At 70.5% G+C, this 15,920-nt stretch carries 18 protein-coding genes and 1 tRNA gene; 6 read left to right on the plus strand and 13 right to left on the minus strand.

The genetic code is table 11. The annotated features are described in order from the left end of the window. Positions 1 to 80 precede the first annotated feature (80 nt). Positions 81 to 905, minus strand: a complete 825-nt coding sequence (locus ABT324_RS13900) for a sporulation protein (protein WP_351176068.1) — start codon at positions 903 to 905, stop codon at positions 81 to 83. Positions 906 to 1,416: 511 nt separating this feature from the next. Here ABT324_RS13900 and ABT324_RS13905 point away from each other — a divergent pair. From ABT324_RS13905 to ABT324_RS13920, 4 genes are all read left to right on the plus strand, one after another. After that, positions 1,417 to 1,686, plus strand: a complete 270-nt coding sequence (locus tag ABT324_RS13905) for a hypothetical protein (protein ID WP_351176070.1) — start codon at positions 1,417 to 1,419, stop codon at positions 1,684 to 1,686. Between the two features lie 140 nt (positions 1,687 to 1,826). Then, the gene (locus ABT324_RS13910; protein WP_351176072.1) at positions 1,827 to 2,663 is read left to right on the plus strand and encodes an alpha/beta fold hydrolase; all 837 of its coding nucleotides are present in this window, start codon (positions 1,827 to 1,829) and stop codon (positions 2,661 to 2,663) included. A 75-nt stretch (positions 2,664 to 2,738) separates the two neighbouring features. After that, entirely contained in the window at positions 2,739 to 3,080 is a 342-nt protein-coding gene (locus ABT324_RS13915) for a TetR/AcrR family transcriptional regulator (RefSeq protein ID WP_351176074.1), read from the plus strand. A gap of 462 nt (positions 3,081 to 3,542) precedes the next feature. Further along, positions 3,543 to 4,676 (plus strand): serine hydrolase domain-containing protein, encoded by a 1,134-nt coding sequence (locus ABT324_RS13920; RefSeq protein WP_351176076.1) that lies wholly within the window; start codon positions 3,543 to 3,545, stop codon positions 4,674 to 4,676. Positions 4,677 to 4,756: 80 nt separating this feature from the next. On the opposite strand, the gene ABT324_RS13925 is transcribed toward ABT324_RS13920, so the two are convergent. Then, complete coding sequence (locus tag ABT324_RS13925; protein ID WP_351176078.1) at positions 4,757 to 5,122, minus strand: hypothetical protein; 366 nt, start codon at positions 5,120 to 5,122, stop codon at positions 4,757 to 4,759. Positions 5,123 to 5,151: 29 nt separating this feature from the next. Between ABT324_RS13925 and ABT324_RS13930 the strand changes: the two genes are divergently transcribed. Then, positions 5,152 to 6,015 carry a hypothetical protein gene (locus ABT324_RS13930; protein WP_351176080.1) on the plus strand — a complete coding sequence of 288 codons (864 nt, stop codon included), beginning with the start codon at positions 5,152 to 5,154 and terminating at the stop codon, positions 6,013 to 6,015. Positions 6,016 to 6,221: 206 nt separating this feature from the next. On the opposite strand, the gene ABT324_RS13935 is transcribed toward ABT324_RS13930, so the two are convergent. From ABT324_RS13935 to dnaG, 7 genes are all read right to left on the minus strand, one after another. Further along, positions 6,222 to 6,728, minus strand: coding sequence for a peptidylprolyl isomerase (locus tag ABT324_RS13935; protein WP_351176082.1), 507 nt, complete (start codon positions 6,726 to 6,728; stop codon positions 6,222 to 6,224). Next, complete coding sequence (locus ABT324_RS13940) at positions 6,725 to 7,075, minus strand: hypothetical protein (protein ID WP_351176084.1); 351 nt, start codon at positions 7,073 to 7,075, stop codon at positions 6,725 to 6,727. The genes ABT324_RS13935 and ABT324_RS13940 overlap by 4 nt, the downstream gene beginning before the upstream one ends. Positions 7,076 to 7,253: 178 nt before the next feature. After that, a complete protein-coding gene (locus tag ABT324_RS13945) occupies positions 7,254 to 7,502 on the minus strand; it encodes a hypothetical protein (RefSeq protein WP_351176086.1) in 249 nt (82 codons plus the stop codon). Positions 7,503 to 7,707: 205 nt separating this feature from the next. Then, positions 7,708 to 7,780 (minus strand) — tRNA-Asn (locus ABT324_RS13950). 111 nt (positions 7,781 to 7,891) lie between these two features. Beyond that, the gene (locus tag ABT324_RS13955; RefSeq protein WP_351176088.1) at positions 7,892 to 8,647 is read right to left on the minus strand and encodes a trans-aconitate 2-methyltransferase; all 756 of its coding nucleotides are present in this window, start codon (positions 8,645 to 8,647) and stop codon (positions 7,892 to 7,894) included. 59 nt (positions 8,648 to 8,706) lie between these two features. Then, positions 8,707 to 9,237: a hypothetical protein gene (locus ABT324_RS13960; protein ID WP_351176090.1), complete on the minus strand. Its 531-nt coding sequence runs from the start codon at positions 9,235 to 9,237 to the stop codon at positions 8,707 to 8,709. Then, positions 9,234 to 11,123 carry a DNA primase gene (gene dnaG / locus ABT324_RS13965; protein ID WP_351176092.1) on the minus strand — a complete coding sequence of 630 codons (1,890 nt, stop codon included), beginning with the start codon at positions 11,121 to 11,123 and terminating at the stop codon, positions 9,234 to 9,236. The genes ABT324_RS13960 and dnaG overlap by 4 nt, the downstream gene beginning before the upstream one ends. Before the next feature lie 90 nt (positions 11,124 to 11,213). On the opposite strand from dnaG, the gene ABT324_RS13970 reads away from it, so the two are divergent. Next, a complete protein-coding gene (locus tag ABT324_RS13970) occupies positions 11,214 to 12,119 on the plus strand; it encodes a sigma-70 family RNA polymerase sigma factor (RefSeq protein ID WP_351176094.1) in 906 nt (301 codons plus the stop codon). On the opposite strand, the gene ABT324_RS13975 is transcribed toward ABT324_RS13970, so the two are convergent. The 4 genes from ABT324_RS13975 to ABT324_RS13990 all read right to left on the minus strand — a co-directional run bounded on the left by ABT324_RS13975 (position 12,103) and on the right by ABT324_RS13990 (position 15,855). After that, a complete protein-coding gene (locus tag ABT324_RS13975) occupies positions 12,103 to 13,197 on the minus strand; it encodes a serpin family protein (protein WP_351176096.1) in 1,095 nt (364 codons plus the stop codon). The two genes, ABT324_RS13970 and ABT324_RS13975, sit on opposite strands and share 17 nt — an antisense overlap. A gap of 296 nt (positions 13,198 to 13,493) precedes the next feature. After that, on the minus strand, positions 13,494 to 13,679 hold the full coding sequence (locus ABT324_RS13980; protein ID WP_093152102.1) for a hypothetical protein: 186 nt from the start codon (positions 13,677 to 13,679) through the stop codon (positions 13,494 to 13,496). Between the two features lie 152 nt (positions 13,680 to 13,831). Then, positions 13,832 to 15,115, minus strand: a complete 1,284-nt coding sequence (locus ABT324_RS13985) for a deoxyguanosinetriphosphate triphosphohydrolase (protein ID WP_351176098.1) — start codon at positions 15,113 to 15,115, stop codon at positions 13,832 to 13,834. An 86-nt stretch (positions 15,116 to 15,201) separates the two neighbouring features. Then, positions 15,202 to 15,855 (minus strand): YdcF family protein, encoded by a 654-nt coding sequence (locus ABT324_RS13990; RefSeq protein WP_351176100.1) that lies wholly within the window; start codon positions 15,853 to 15,855, stop codon positions 15,202 to 15,204. Between the last annotated feature and the right edge of the window lie 65 nt (positions 15,856 to 15,920).

Raw genomic sequence — 15,920 nt, forward strand, 5'->3', positions numbered from 1 at the left:
AGGTGTTCTCTGGCTTCCTTCAAGCGCTGGCCCAGTTCCCAACCGGCGAGCGTCGGAACACTGTTACGCACTCACGACCCTCACACCCAGCCCGCGCCGAGGCGCTCCAGCCGCTGGTGCAGTTCGGCGGGCCAGTCCACCTGGTCCAGGGTCGCGTAGTCGACGTGCAGGACGTCCTTGACGTCGCGGTCGCCGATCACCAGCACCCGCCGGTTCGCCTCCAGGACCACGTCCATCCCGTCCGGGCCGGCGAAGAACGACACCTCGAGCTCCTTGAGCTGCCCGTACCGCGGTGATCCGGCGAACTCGATCTCCTGGTGGAACGGCAGCTGCTGCCGGGTCCGGCGGAACCGGCCCATCTCCACGTCGGCGTGGTGCAGCCGGAACCCGAGCGACTCCACCGCCTCCAGCAGCACGTGCTGCGCGGGCAGCGCCCCGATCCCGATCGGGTCGGTGTCGGTCGAGTCGAACGACCCCTTGATCTCCAGCTGGGTGCGCACCGCGACGAACATGCCCGGCAGCGGGCCGTGCTTGTAGTGCGTGATGGGCGTCTCGAACGGCACCGGGGCCTGGAACGGGATCTCCACGACCTGCCCGGGCTGCAGGACGACGCCGCGCTGGACGTCGGTCCGCCCGAAGCCGCGCAGCTCCTCCCGCTTCCCGCCGGGGTACTGCCGCTGGCGCATGCGGCGCTCGTCGTGGTCACGTGGCAGGCGGTCCGGGGCCTCCTCCTCGACACGCGTGACGAACTCGACGAACACGCCGTCCAAGGGCTGCTGGACCTCCCCGCCCCGCAGCCGAACGGTCCCGCGCACGACCCCGCCGGGCTGCACCCCCGGCGTGTCCAGCACGGTGTCCACCTCAGCGCCACCCACTCCGACGGCGGCCAACAACTTCTTGAACATGCGGCCCAGTGTTCCGGTCCGCCTGCCGCCGCGTGGGCGAACGGCGGAATCCACTGGCCGCCCGGCGGAGGTGGCTCTGCCCGGCGAACCTCCGCCACCCGAGCGGCGAGCCTTCCACCTGCGGGGACACCAGAGCCGATCGCCGGTTCCGACGGGTGTCGATCGATTCAGCACCGCCGATCGCCCGCAGCGCCGGGGCAGGGCGGAACGAAGGTGCACCGCCCCAGCCGACGTGGAACCTGAAACCAGTTCGGCGGGGTCCGGTGTCGCGAAAACCCTTGCCGCGAATCGTTTTTCACAGCGGGCGTCGCGATCTTCCCGCACTTCCACTGGAAATGAGCAGCCCAGTCATCCGCACGAGTGGAGCACCATTCCCTATGGTGTGGCTGCGAAGGCGCACCGCCCTGAACCGATGCACCGTACATCTTGCCGATCGGCGCGCACCCCCCAGGTCCCGGAAATCCCGGACAGCCGCCGACCCGGCATGAACAACGGATGGGAGTTCAAGCACATGCGCACTACGCTTCGTCTTATCGGTGTCACCGCTGCCTGCGCCGCCGCTCTGGCCATCGGGTCCCCCGCGTTCGCGGGTGGCCACGGGGGCGACAACGCGGGCTCGTACGCCCAGGGCGGCGACGGTTACGGTGGCAACGGTGGCGTCGGCGTCAACGTCCTGAGCGGCATCAGCCTGCTGTCCAGCGGTGACGGCGGCAACGCCTCCGCGGGCAACGGCGGCGCCGGCATCGGTGGCGACGCCGCCTCGGGCGCGTTCAACGACTGACGCAGCGGTCCCCGGGTGCGCCGACCGGCTCCCACCGGTCGGCGCACCCGCGCGTACCCCCAGATCGAGTGACGTAGCCCTGCCGACCTGCGGCAGTGGGGAAAGCAGCACGCACCGGACTCCCGGAGAGGGCGAGCATCATGGGACGCATCAAGGTCGGCATCGAGAACAGTGCGGACATCGAGCTGCACTACGAGGACAAGGGCGCTGGACAGCCGGTCGTGTTGATCCACGGCTACCCGCTGGACGGCAACTCCTGGGAGGGGCAGCTGCCGGCCCTGCTGGACGCTGGCCACCGGGTCATCACCTACGACCGGCGCGGCTTCGGCGGGTCCAGCCAGCCGGCCACCGGTTACGACTACGACACCTTCGCGGCCGATCTGAACACCGTCGTGGAGACCCTGGAACTGCGCGACGCGGTCCTGGTCGGTTTCTCGATGGGAACCGGGGAGGTCGCGCGCTACCTGTCCACCTACGGCTCCGGGCGGATCGCCAAGGCCGCCTTCCTGGCATCCCTGGAGCCATTCCTGGCCATCACCGATGACAACCCCGACGGCGCGGCTCCGCTCTCCTTCTTCCAGAGCATCTCCGAGGACGTGAAGAAGGACCGCTACGCCTTCTTCACCAGCTTCTACCGCGACTTCTTCAACCTCGACGAGAACCTCGGCACCCGGGTGAGCGAGGAAGCCGTCCGCAACGCTTGGAACACCGCGGCAGGCGCCGGCCCGATCGCCTCCGCCGCAGCACCCCTGACCTGGCCCACCGACTTCCGCGCCGACATCCCCCGCATCGACGTCCCCGCCCTGATCGTGCACGGCACCGCCGACCGCACCCTGCCCATCGACGCCACCGGACGCCGATTCGCCAAGGCCCTGCCCAGCGCCCGGTACGTCGAGATCGAGGGTGCACCGCACGGACTGCTCACCACTCACACGGCCGAGGTCAACGAGGTCCTCCTGGACTTCCTCGGCCAGTGACCCCGGTGCCGCACGGTGGCCGCCCCACGCGAACCCTGGCAGATGTCTGGTCTGTTCGGGGACCGGGTGGAAGCCATGCCAGCCATCCCCGATGACGACACCCGCCGCGGGATCCTCGACGCCGCTCAGCGCATCCTGGTCCGCAAGGGGTTCTCCCCAGTAGGCATCGATGAAATCCTCCGCGCGGTCGGCGTGCCCAAGGGGTCCTTCAACCACTACTTCGGCTCCAAGGACGCCTTCGGCGAGGCGATGATTGGATACTCCGCCAACTACCTCGCCGATATGGACCGCACCTTCGCCGAGCCGAGCCTGACCTCGGCGCAGCGGTTGATGCACTACTGGCGGAACTGGCGCGGAACCCACTTCCACGCAGAATCCCTGGAAATGTCCTCTGCTGAATCCAAGCCAGTGCACTGATCCGGGCTGCCAGTACGAAGCCGCCGCTGCGCACAACAGCGGCGGCTTCGTCGTCCTGAGCACTGTTTCCACGCAGCATTCTTCAATGAGGTTGCCAGCCTCGTTGCGTGGCGGTGCGGGTGGCGGCCTCCCTCCGGGCATGCCAGACGCCGTCGAGCTGCGGGGTCGGTGTTGCCGATTGCATGCCCGATGCACGCCGGACGGACTGTCTTCGCCTGGAACCCAGTCCCGATGGCCCGATCTGCGAACCCGCGGCGGCGCAAGCGCCGAGGGTGGGATGCGCATCCGGGTGGAGGGTAGCGCTAGCTGCACTCGCGCTTTCCCGTACACGGGATCGAACGACCACCACCGCCCCGGCATGCTGGCGGTTCACCGCTCGATGAAGGGGATTCCGTGCTCAACCACCGAGATGGATCGCGCCGCCCCAGGCGCCGGACAGCCGCGCTGGGCGCGTGCATACCCGTGCTGATCATCGGGCTCAGCGCCTGCGAAGACGAGGACTTCCCCTTCGGCGGGGGAGGATTCGCCGTCGAAAGCACGGCACCGCACCGCTCTGACGCGGTCCAGGCGAGTTTGGACCGGTTGGTCCACGAGGACGGCTTCCCCGGCGTGCTCGCCGCCGTAACCGAACGCGACGGGCAGGTGCGCGACTACACCGCGGGCGTGGGCGATGTCGCCACGGGGGAGCCGGTGCCGGTCAACGGGCAGGTGCGCATAGCCAGCAACACCAAGATGTTCGTCGCCACCGTCGTGCTGCAACTGGTCGGCGAGGGCGAGGTCGAACTCGACGCTCCCATCGAGGACTACCTGCCCAACCTGCTGCGCGGCGACGGCATCGACGGCCGGGAGATCACCGTGCGGCAGGTCCTCCAACACACCAGCGGGCTCGGTGACAACGACGTGGAGCTCGCGGCGAACTACTCCGAGGTGCAACACACCTATTTCGAGCCGCAGGAACTGCTCGACGTCGCCCTGGCCAAGAAAGCCCTGTTCCCACCCGGAGAGGGTTGGGCCTACAGCAACCCGAACTACATCGTCGCGGGACTGCTCATCCAGAAGGTCACCGGCCGCCCCGTCGGGGAGGTGATCACCAAGCGGATCATCAAGCCGCTTGCGCTGTCCGAAACCTACTGGCCCGCCATCGGCGAACAGGTCATCCGCGGCGAGCACCCGCACGGGTACTTCCCCGATTCCAGCGGTGCCCAGGCAGACGTCACCGTGATGGATCCGTCAATGGCGTGGGCTTCCGGACAACTGGTCGGCACCCCCCGGGACCTCAACCGCTTCCTCACCGCGCTGCTCGACGGCGAACTGCTCAAGCCGGAACAGCTCGAACAGATGAAGACCACCGTCGAGGCGCCGAACTTCGACGCTACCGGCGGCGCCACCTACGGGCTCGGCATCGCCACCTTCCGGCTGAGCTGCGGCGGCACCGCCTGGACCCACGGCGGCGACGCGCCGGGTTACACCACCCGCAACGCCGTGACGGAAGACGGACGTGCGGCCACGATCGCCGCCACCGGAGCCATCACGGAACTTCCTGCGGCACAGCACATCGAACAAGCCCTGGACACGGCTCTCTGCTCGCAGCCATGACCTGCCGCCGGACAGAACCGGCTCAGCGACGGGATCGCCGCGCGGGCCCCACCGGGCTGGCCGAGCGGTACTGGAGCGCGTCATGACAACGGCGCAACCGCGTTCGCCAGCCGCTCCAGGTCCGCAGTGATCCGCTCGGCAGCGGCCGGGAGGACGACCGGGCGGCGGCGGTTCCAGGTCTTGACGTGCCACAGCAGCGCCTCATCGGCCCTGGCCAGCGCCCCGCCACCACACCTGGCGGCAGGAGCTCGGCGAGCACCGCGCAGGTGCCCTCGGAACCGCTCGGTGTGGTTCCCCACCAGGAAGGCCGCGACCTCCACGTCCAGGCACAGGGGGCCCGGGAAGCCACGACGAGCCTCGTCACCCACCACCTGGACGACCGACCGCAGCGACGGCCGCGCCCCGAGCGGGCCCGGCCGTCGGCTGGTCCAGGACGCGCCGCCCACGATCCCGGGCGCCAGGCTAGGTTCTCCTGGTGAGCGAGTACCAGTACTACGAGTTCCTGGCGATCGACCGGCCGCTGGACGACGAGGAGCAGGCCGAGGTCCGGGAGGTGTCCACCAGGGCGACGATCACCGACACCCGGTTCGTCAACGTGTACCACTGGGGCGACTTCCGCGGTGATCCCGTCCTGCTGATGAACAACTACTACGACGCGCACCTGCACGTGACCAACTGGGGCACCCACGAGGTCATGTTCCGCCTGCCGTGCGACCTGCTCGACCCCGACGTCGTCGAGGACTACCTGGTCGGCGGGGTCAGTTCCTGGGTCTACGACGAGTTCGTGGTGCTGGACTTCGTCAGCGACGACCTCACCGGCGAGTTCGCCGCCGACGACGAGGCCGAATCGCTGCTGGAGGAACTCCTCGGGGTGCGGGCCGAACTCGCCACCGGGGACCTCCGACCGCTCTACCTAGCCTGGCTGGCGGCCTACGGCGTCTGGGAACGCGACGAGTACGCCTTCGACCGCGACGCCGACAACAACCTCGAACCCCCGGTCCCGCCCGGCCTGGGCACGCTCACGGCTGCGCAACAAGCCCTGGCCGACTTCCTCCACCTCGACGAAGACCTCCTGGCCACCGCGGCCCAGACGAGCCCACCGGTCGAGGAGACCACCCAGGCCCCCTCCGCCCTCGCCAACTGGGTGACCGGCCTCCCCGAAGCGGACAAGGACCGGCTGCTCACCCGAGTCGTCCAAGGCGAAACCGCCGGGGTGCGAGCAGAACTCCAGCGCCGCTTCCGCGACGACACCTCCCACACCGCCCCACCCCGCCGAACAGTCGGCCAACTGCTCGACGAAGCAGCCCGCCGCCGCACCGGCACCGAAGCCGCGGGATGACCAGGCCAACCGCAACGGCGTGCCCCAGGCCCAACCCTGGGCCGCGTCGCTGGACTCCTTGGGTCGACCGGGCGAAAGACTGGATGTCGACACCAGGCGTCAGCGCGCCACGTTCTGCGGACCTGTCCCGCCAAAGGGAGAAGCCCAGGTCGTTGACCTGGGCTTCGTGGTGACCCGAACGCGTGATCCGGGGTCTTGGGGACTTGTCAGAGCTGGCCGCTGGCGTCGATGCGGACCGGCTTCACCGGCTTGTCGTTGCGCCCGGTCTTGTTCGCCTCGATCGCGTCCAGGACGGGGAAGCCGTCGGTCAGCTCGCCGAAGACGACGTGCTTGCCGTCCAGGAAGCCGGTTTCGGTGAAGGTGACGAAGAACTGGGAGCCGTTGGTGTTCGGGCCCGCGTTCGCCATGGACAGCAGTCCGCGCTTGGTGTGCTTGGCGGTGAAGTTCTCGTCCTTGAACTTCTCACCGTAGATGCTCTTGCCGCCGGTGCCGTCGCCCCTGGTGAAGTCGCCGCCCTGCGCCATGAACCCGGGGATGACGCGGTGGAAGAAGGAGTCGGCGTAACCGAATCCCTTCTCTCCCGTCGCCAGGGCGCGGAAGTTCTCGGCGGTCTCGGGCACGATGTCGGTGTACAAGCTGAAGACCATGCGGCCCACCGGCTTGCTGTCGATCGAGATGTCGAAGTAGACCTCGGGCCTACTGGTGTCGCTCATGCCCGCGATCCTGTCATGCCGCCCGCACCGTGGCAGTCGCGGACCTCGTTCACCCGCGCGTCGACCCCCTGCACATCTGGAGCCGTGCCGTCAGCGGCCACCGGACTCCTGCCCAGCAGCGGCTTCAAGATCTTCTGCGTGTTGGGCGCGAGGTGGGGGTGCGCGGCAGCCACGTCCGGGACCACCAGCACCTCACCCCAGCGGAACGGCCAGGCATACCGGTGGTCGATGGAGAAGGCCACCAGGTCGTCGAGTCCACCGGTGTGGTGGTCGGCGAGGACGACACCTTCCGGGAAGGCAGCTGCCCAGTGCGTGTCATCGAGGGCGAAGGTGGGCGGGGGATCCAAGACAGCGACCAGATTTCGACCTGGTCGTCGGAAGTCAGGCAGGCCGCTCGGATCCCGTCCGGCGCCCAATCCCACGAGAAGCAGTCGGCCTGGTCGTGTTGGCGAGGTTTGAGCCGCGCAGGCACGTCGTAGCGCTGCGTCGTCCCGTCGTGGACGCGCACACCGCAGTCGTGCTCGCCTAGCCCGTCCACCAGCGCCAAGCGTGGAACGTTCCCGCGCTGCCCCCACCGCAATCGCACAGATCCGCCCGGTGCACGTCCGGATGCCGCAGCAGGGCGCCGCGCTCGCGCAGCTTCTCGGTGGCCAACCGGTGGGCGCCGGTCACCCCTTCCCGAGCTTCCAGGGCACGCAAGGAATCCCGCAACCGAACCAGGTCCCGCTCAGCGTCGAAGCGGGCCCAGTCCGCCTGCCGCAACACCTCCTCCACCTCCGCCAAAGTAGCGTCGCGAGATCGCGGCGAAGGTCCCGGTGCGTGCGGCCGCGTCTGCCTCGTGATCCACAGCGGAGAAGACCAGGGAACACCACCGACGCCAGGAGGGCCCTCAACCCAACGGTGCCTCATCCGTGACCAGGCATTCCTGACTGGGACCGCCCTACGACAAGAAGCCCAGGTCATTGACCTGGGCTTTGCGCTCCTCCGACTGGACTCGAACCAGTAACCCTTCGGTTAACAGCCGAATGCTCTGCCAATTGAGCTACGGAGGAATGTTCTCTTGTTCCATCAGCTCGTCTCGCTGACAGGGACTACTCTAGCGCATCCCCCACAGGCCTCCCACAGGGGCCCCCTTTCATTGATCCACGAAGTGTTTTCGCAGGTCATATCCGGTGTGCAACCACGAAGAGGCGGCGGAACGGGAACCAGGTCACACCATCGGGGCGCTGCGGGTAGGCCGCTCTCAGACGGGGTGCCAGTTGCGCGCGGAACTCCGCCCACTCGTCGTCGTCCAGAACTGCGCGGACCGGGCGGAGCGCCGTTCCCGTCACCCATTCCAGGACCGGGTCCGGGCCGCGCAGGGCGTGGACGTAGGTCGTCTCCCAGGCGTCGACCGCGACGCCGAGGTCGGCCAGGGCGTCGGCGTAACCGAGCGGGGTGAGCACCGCATCCGTGCGCAGGACTCCCGCCCGGTCGCGCCAGCGCGGTTCGGCGAGCAGTTCGCGGATCGCCACGTAGGACGGGGATTCGAAGTTGCCCGGGACCTGGAAGGCGAACCACCCGCCCGCCGGCAGTTCCGGCAGCCAGCGCCGCAGCAGGTCCACGTGCTCGGGCACCCACTGCAGGACCGCGTTGCACAGCACGACATCGGTGTCCGGCAACGGTTTCCAGTCGCGGACGTCCTGGAGGCGGGCGGGGACCCCGCGGGCTCGCGCCGCTTCGACCATCTCCGGGGACGAGTCGGTGGCTTCGACCTGTGCCTCCGGCCAGCGGTCGGTGAGCAGCGAGGTCAGGTTGCCCGCGCCGCAGCCGAGGTCGACCACGCGGCGCGCCCGCTCAGCTCCGACCCGGGCCAGCAGGTCGTGGGCCGGGCGGTCCCGCTGCTCGCTGAAGGACAGGTACTCCTGCGGGTCCCACATGCCACACCTCCCAAGCAGTACGCTCGTACTGTATTCCTGGGGTGCGCAGTTGTCGAGCGTCAGCGCTCCTTCGCCCGCTGCAGCTGCTCGGCAACGGTGGCGGCGAACTCCGCGACCGCCGCCTCGTCCGCGCCCTGGTTCGGCCGCACCTGGAGCACGATCCCGTCCCGGCCGGGCACCTTGCGCTGCACGAACCACGCTCCCCCGCCGGGCAGGTCGCGGTGGTGGCGGGAGCGGATCGACTGGTTCACGCGCTCGTGCACGACGTCCGGCAGCCGCCTGGGATCGGTCAGCTGCAACCGGCGCCCCGGCAGGTCGCGCAGCAGCACCGCACCACCCGCCGCACCGGCCTCCTCCGCCTCGATCACGGTGAGCACGCCGTCCTTCCAGGTGGCCTTGCTCAGCAGGTGCCAGCCGACGCGGCGCCCCTCCGGGAGCCACAGGCCCAGGTGGGTGGCGACCAGCGCACCCTCGGCGGTCCTGGCCACCGCCAGCACGTGCTCCTCCGCGGCGAGCTCCCCGGCGAAGTCGGCGGGCAGCTCGGCCGTGCCGCTCAAGCGGGCGGCCAGGCTCCGCAGCCAGGTGATCACATCGTCCCCATCAGCTGCTCCAGCAGGGCCTTCCGGTAGCCCTCCAGCGCGATCATGTCGCCGAACAGCGCGTTGTACTCCTCGGCGTCCTCCAGCGGCGACATCCGCTGGACCTTCGACTTGATGTCCGCGATCTGCCTGCTGACCAGGCGCTCCTGCAGCCGGACGACCAGCCCGGAGATGTAGCGCGGGCCCTCCTCGGTCCGCGACTCCAGCTTCTCCACCGCCAGTTCGGTGAGCAGCCCCCGCGTGACCTGGTTCTCGCACTGCTGCGACACCGCGTCCACCAGCGCCGCCCCACCCAGGCCGGAGGTGCACCCGCCCGCCGCGAGCATCGCCCGGTGCAGCTCGGCGTAGACCGGTTCGGTGAACGCCTCCTCCGGCAGGGCGTCGTACATCGGCCCGGCCAGCGCGGGCTCCTGCAGCGCCGCCTTCAGCAGCTCGCGCTCCACCCACCGCGGGTCGTGCCGCTGCGGGCGCTTGGGCAGGTCGATGTCCATGCCGAGCGACTGCTGCGCCTTGTCACGCTGCGGGCGGCGCTTGGTGCGCTGCGGGGTGCCCGAGCTCTGCCGGACCCGGCGCACCACCTGGTTCTCGTCGTTCCACCCCGCCCACCAGGCGAGGCGGGCCGCGTAGCCGTCCCGGCTGGCCGGGTCCTTGATCTGCGCCACCAGCGGCACGGTCCGCTTCAGCGCCTGCACCCGGCCGTCGACCGAGTCCAGGTCGTACTCGGTCAGCAGGCTGCGGATGGCGAACTCGAACAGCGGCCGCCGCCGGGCCACCAGGTCGCGCACCGCCGCGTCGCCCTTGGCCTCGCGCAGCTCGCACGGGTCCATGCCGTCCGGGGTGATCGCGACGTAGGTCTGCCCGGCGAACTGCTGCTCGCCCTCGAAGGCCTTCAGCGCCGCCTTCTGCCCCGCCTCGTCACCGTCGAAGGTGAAGATGACCTCGCCGCGGAACACGTCGTCGTCCATCATCAACCGGCGCAGCACCGAGATGTGCTCGTCGCCGAAGGCCGTGCCGCAGGAGGCCACCGCGGTCGGCACCCCGGCCAGGTGCATCGCCATCACGTCGGTGTAGCCCTCGACCACCACCGCCTGGCGGCGCTTGGCGATCTCCCGCTTGGCCAGGTCGATGCCGAACAGCACCTGCGACTTGTTGAAGATCGGCGTCGCCGAGGTGTTGACGTACTTGGCCTGGATCGGGTCGTCGTCGAACAACCGGCGCGCGCCGAACCCGACCACGTCACCGCCGAGGTCCTTCAGCGGCCACAGCAGCCGCCGGTGGAACCGGTCCATCGGGCCGTGGCGGCCCTCCTTGGACAACCCGCCCTTGATCAGCTCGTCGAGCTCGAAACCCTTGCCCAGCAACAGCTTCGTCAGCTTGTCCCAGCCCGCGGGCGCGAAGCCGCACCCGAACCGCAGGGCCGCCGCCTCGTCGAAACCGCGCTCCGACAGGTACTCGCGGGCCTTCAGCGCCTCCGGTGAGCGCAGCTGCTCGGCGTAGAACTCGGCGGCGATGCGGTGCGCCTCGACCATCCGCGCCCGCGTGCCGCGATCGCGCTTCGGCCCCGGGGTACCGCCCTCGTACTGCAGCTGGATGCCGACCCGGTCGGCCAGCCGCTCGACCGACTCCACGAAGCCGAGGTGCTCGATCTTCATCAGGAAGGCGATGACATCGCCGCCCTCGCCGCAGCCGAAGCAGTGGAAGGTGCCGTGGCTGGGGCGCACGTTGAACGACGGGGTCTTCTCGTCGTGGAACGGGCACAGGCCCTTCTGCGCACCACCCCCGGCGTTGCGCAGGGCGACGTAATCGCCGACCACGTCGTCGATCCGGTTGCGATCGCGCACCTCGGCGATGTCGCTCTCCCGGATCCTGCCTGCCACGTGGCCCAGTCTAGGGGCCACGTGATCCGCCACGTCCGGGTGGCTCCGTTCCGCGCGGGGCGCCGCGCGCCGTGGGGCAGAATCAGCGGCGTGACCGCCAGCAGCACCGCGCTCGCCGCGGAATTCGACCAGCACCGCAACCGGTTGATCGGTCTCGGCTACCGGCTCACCGGTCGGATCACCGATGCGGAGGACGCTGTCCAGGACGCCTGGCTACGACTGTCGTCGGCCGACCGAGCGGGCATCCGCGACCTCGGGGCGTGGCTGACCACCGTGGTGAGCCGGTTGTGCCTGGACCGGATGCGCTCGGCGGCGGTGCAGCGCGAGCAGTACGTCGGCCCGTGGCTGCCGGAACCCCTGGTGACCTCGATCGACGACGACCCGGGCGACATCGTGGCCGGTCAGGACGACCTGCGGATGGCCGCCATGCGCGTGCTGCACGAACTGCCGCCCGACCAGCGGCTGGCCTTCGTCCTGCACGACGGCTTCGACGTGCCGTTCGCCGAGATCGCCGAGGTGCTCGGCTGCAGCGTGGTCGCCGCCCGGCAGCACGCCTCGCGGGGGCGGCGGGCGATGGCCGAGGCCGACCCGCCGCCGCGGGTGCCGCTGCCCGAGCAGCAGCAGGTGGTGGAGGAGTTCCTCGCAGCGGTGGCGTCGAAAGACCTCAACGCGATCACCCGCGCGCTGCACCCGTCGGCCGTCGTGTTCGGCGACAGCGGTGGCAAGGCCCGCACCGCCCGGCGCCCGGTGGTGGGCGTGGACAAGGTGGCGCGGTTCCTCGTCGGGCTCGTGCAGAAGTACGACGACGGGCTGCTGGCCGACCTCCGCATGGTGCGGGTCAACGGCGACCTCGGTGTCTACCTGCCCGGCTCCGCCGAGGTCGCGCCGCGCGTGTTCACCCTGGCGGTCCGCGACGGCCAGCTGGCGACGCTGTTCGACGTGGTCAACCCGGACAAGCTCACCCGCCTGCCCTGGTGGGTCAGCTCGGGTCGGTGATCCGGGCGAGAAAGTAGAGGGCCCCGGTTGCCTGGTGGCGGACCAGGAACAGGAAGGGGCGGTCCACCTGCACCCGGACCGGGTCGGGTTCGCGGACGATCGCGGTCAGCCGCATCATCACCGCCGTCGCGGCCGCGCCTTCCAGGCCCTTCTCGTCGACCTCGAGCACCGACTGGTGCAGCACCGCCGAGACCCGCAGCGACCGGTCGGTCAGCGGGGAGAAGTCCGCGGCCGGGGTGAACAGGTCGCGGACGCCGAGGGCGCCCAGCGGTCCGGTCAGCTCGGCATCACCGGTGACGTCGAACTTCGGCAGGAACAGCTCCACGCGCTGCTGCTCCACCGCGCCCAGCAGCCTGCTCAGGCGTGCCGCGTCGAGGTCTGGCTCGGCCTGCTCGAGGCCGTCGTCCGGGAGCAGCACCACCGCCTCGACGCCCCCGGCCGCGGGCAGGCTGACCACCTGCCAGCCCTCCGCCGCGGCGTAGCCGAAGCGCCGCGTGACGTGCATCGTCGGCACCTCGCGGGGGCCCGCCGGGGTGTGGAAGGGGCGCGCGGTGGTGGCCTTCTCGTCGAACGCCTCGCCCCAGGAGACCTTCAGGTACAGGGCGTTGACCAGCGCGGCGACCGTGTCCGGGCGCACCGACCCGGCGGGCAGCAGCTCCGGGATCAGCTCCCGGGTCGTCTCCGCCACATCGGAGTTGATCAGCTGCCGGGACTTCTCCGGGTCGGTGCGGAACGGGGCGTTGCGCACCTCGCTGCCCGGCCAGTCCTTGAGCGCGCGCACGTAGGACTCCTCGACGTGCAGGTCCTCGTGCGCCCACAGCGTGTTGGCCACCGCCAGCACTGGTGGTTCAGCCGCACCGCCCGCGGCCAGCTCAGCGGCGTTGCCGAGCACGTCGAGCAGCGCGGAGGGCTCCGCCCGCAGGGCTGTGACCAGCTCGTCGCGGGTCTGGCCGCCGGTCGCGCTGGCGGCCAGACCGAGGGCACTGGACACCGAGTACGGCGACCAGCAGAACTGCTCGTCCGGCGCCGGGGCGAGCTGCCGGTGCAGGGACAGGCTGAAGTCGAGGTGTTCGCTCACGGCCGCTGGGCTCCGTTTCCGCGTCGGCTGGCTCCGGGCTGATCCCGAGTCTGCCAGCCAACCGGGCAGCTCGACCGTCGCCGAACCACAGTTTCAATTGAAACTGTGGTCTGGGAGCATCCACCACGACGCGGCACGTCGTTCGTGGTCACCGGGCCGGTGACCACGGCCTCGACGTCCGGGCACTGCCGTCCCCTCCGCGCGATCCCAGTGGAAATCGGACGTCTGATCTCCCTGGAAGTTGCGAGAAGTGGCCACGGGCGTCGGCGTGTCGGGGCCCGACGCGCCAGGCTCGGTCAGCGGAGGGACTCCTCGATGTCGGAGAGGCCCATCAGGCGGAGCTCCTGGGCGATGTAGCTGGCCGCGCGCTGGGCGGCGGGGTCCTGCCAGTGCAGGTCGTTGACCCAGTCGGCCAGGTTGTCGGTGTTGACGTACGGCTCGCCGCCGACGACGAGCTTCTGGATGTAGTGCCGGTTGCGCATCGGGGTGTCTCCTCGCGACCCGGCGGTTTCGGGGACCGGGCCACTGGCGTCCTTCGGGGGTCGGGTGCCACCGGCGGTCGGGACCCGCCGGCCAACACTCTGCGTAAGCATCGCGGAGAATCCCAGATCAACTCGCCCCTTTCGGATGAACGTCACACGGATTTCGCCACGTTCCGTACATGCTTTCGATGCCACCGCACCGCCTGCGCGTCGGTCAGCGACGCCACCTGGTCCAGCACCACGCGCAACCGCGCGGCATCGTCCCCAGCCCGCCGCCACACCGCCGCCATCGCCGGGTCCAGCGACTCCGGGGCCCGCTCCGCCAGCGCACCCACCAGCTCCGCCAGCACCACCCGCTGCCGCTCCTGCATGCGCAACCGCAGCGGATCGCTCATCACGTACCGCAGCGCGACCGCCTTGAGCACCGCGACCTCGGCCACCACCGGCTCGGGAACGACCAGGTCAGCGCGGTACCGGGTGAGCGGCCCCGGCCCGAACCGCTCCAGCGTGCCGGTCACCGCAGCGGCCACGAAGCGCCCGACCAGCTCGCTGGTGAGCCGCTTGAGCGCCACCTGCGCGGTGAAGGTGCCGTCGTAGTCCAGCACCGACGCCACCACCGGCCACCGCACCAGCTCCGCCGCGGCGTGCTCCAGCAGCCCCGCGACGTCGCCGACACCATCCCCGCAGAAGTGCTTCGCCGCCATCCGGACGATCTCCGCGCGCTCGTCGGCGCTGGTCAGCGAGCGCAGCGAGATCCGCCCGGACAGCACCCCGTCCTCGACGTCGTGCACCGAGTACGCCACGTCGTCGGCCCAGTCCATCACCTGGGCCTCCAGGCAGCGGCGCTGCGGCGGCGCGCCCTGCCGGAACCAGTCGAAGACCGCCACGTCGTCCGGGTACACCCCGAACTTGGCCTCGCCGGAAAGCTTCGGCCACGGGTACTTGGTGGCCGCGTCCAGGCAGGCCCGCGTCAGGTTCAGCCCGCGGCCGACCTCACCGGAATCCGCCAACTTCGGTTCCAGCCGGGTGAGGATCCGCAGGGTCTGGGCGTTGCCCTCGAACCCGCCGCAGGCCGCGGCCAGGTCGTTGAGGGCGCGCTCACCGTTGTGCCCGAAGGGCGGGTGGCCGATGTCGTGCGCGAGCCCGGCGGTGTCGACGAGGTCCGGGTCGGCGCCCAGCGCCGCGGCGATGCCCCGCCCGATCTGCGCGACCTCCAGCGAGTGCGTCAACCGGGTGCGCGGCACGTCGCCCTCCTCCGGGCCGACCACCTGCGTCTTGCCCGCCAGCCGCCGCAGCGCCGCCGAGTGCAGCACGCGTGCGCGGTCGCGCGCGAACGGCGAGCGGTCGTCCGAGCGGGCGCCCTCCGGCACGGCGGTCTTCGGCTGCTCGGGGAGCAGCCGCTGCAGGTCGTGCGCGTGGTAGCCGGGGATCTCCATCGCGCTTCAGACTACGGCCGGAACCCGCCACGTCGAGGCAGCCCGCAGGCGTTTCGCGCAGGTGCCCACCGGGTGGGCGTCCCGACTCAGCCCAGGCCGTCGCCGGTGAGCTCGGCCGGGGCGTGGGTCAGCCGGTAGTACAGCAGGGCGGCGGTCTCGCGGGCGATGTACTTGAACTGGAACTCGCGGGTCTGCACCACCGGGCCAGAGCGGGCGGGCGAGGTCCAGGACTCCAGCCCGAAGTCGTTGGCCATCGTCCGGGCCCGCAGCGAGTGCCACGGGTCGCTCACGATCAGCGCGCTGTCCCAGCCGCGGTCCGCGGCCAGGTCCGCCACCGCCTGCATGCTGCCCAGGGTGTCCTCGCCGACGTCGACCTCGACGACGCGTTCGGCGGGCACCCCGTTCTCGCCCAGCCACTTCTTGCCCGCCTGGGCTTCGGTGAAGGCGTCGCCGGACTGCCGCCCGCCGACGGTGACGACGTACTCCACCAACCCCGCCCGGTACAGCTTCAACGCCTGGTTGAGCCGCGCTTCCAGCACGTCGGAGGGCTTGCCGTGGTACTGCGCCGCGCCGAGCACGACCGCGATGTCGACCGGGCGCCGGTCATCGGCCCGCGCCACCTGCCACACCCGGAACGCGGTGCCGCCGACGACCAGCAGCGCCACCAGCAGCGCACCGGCCACGACCCGGGTCAGCACCCGCCCGGACCGGGGCCGGTGGGCGGCGCGGTGGGGACTCACGCTGGCACAACCTCGCAGAACCGGGCCCGAGCCCGCTGGGCGGGCCCGGGCGAATCCCGCTCGGG

It is taken from the genome of Saccharopolyspora sp. NPDC000359 (genome assembly GCF_040300525.1).
Lineage (GTDB): Bacteria > Actinomycetota > Actinomycetes > Mycobacteriales > Pseudonocardiaceae > Saccharopolyspora.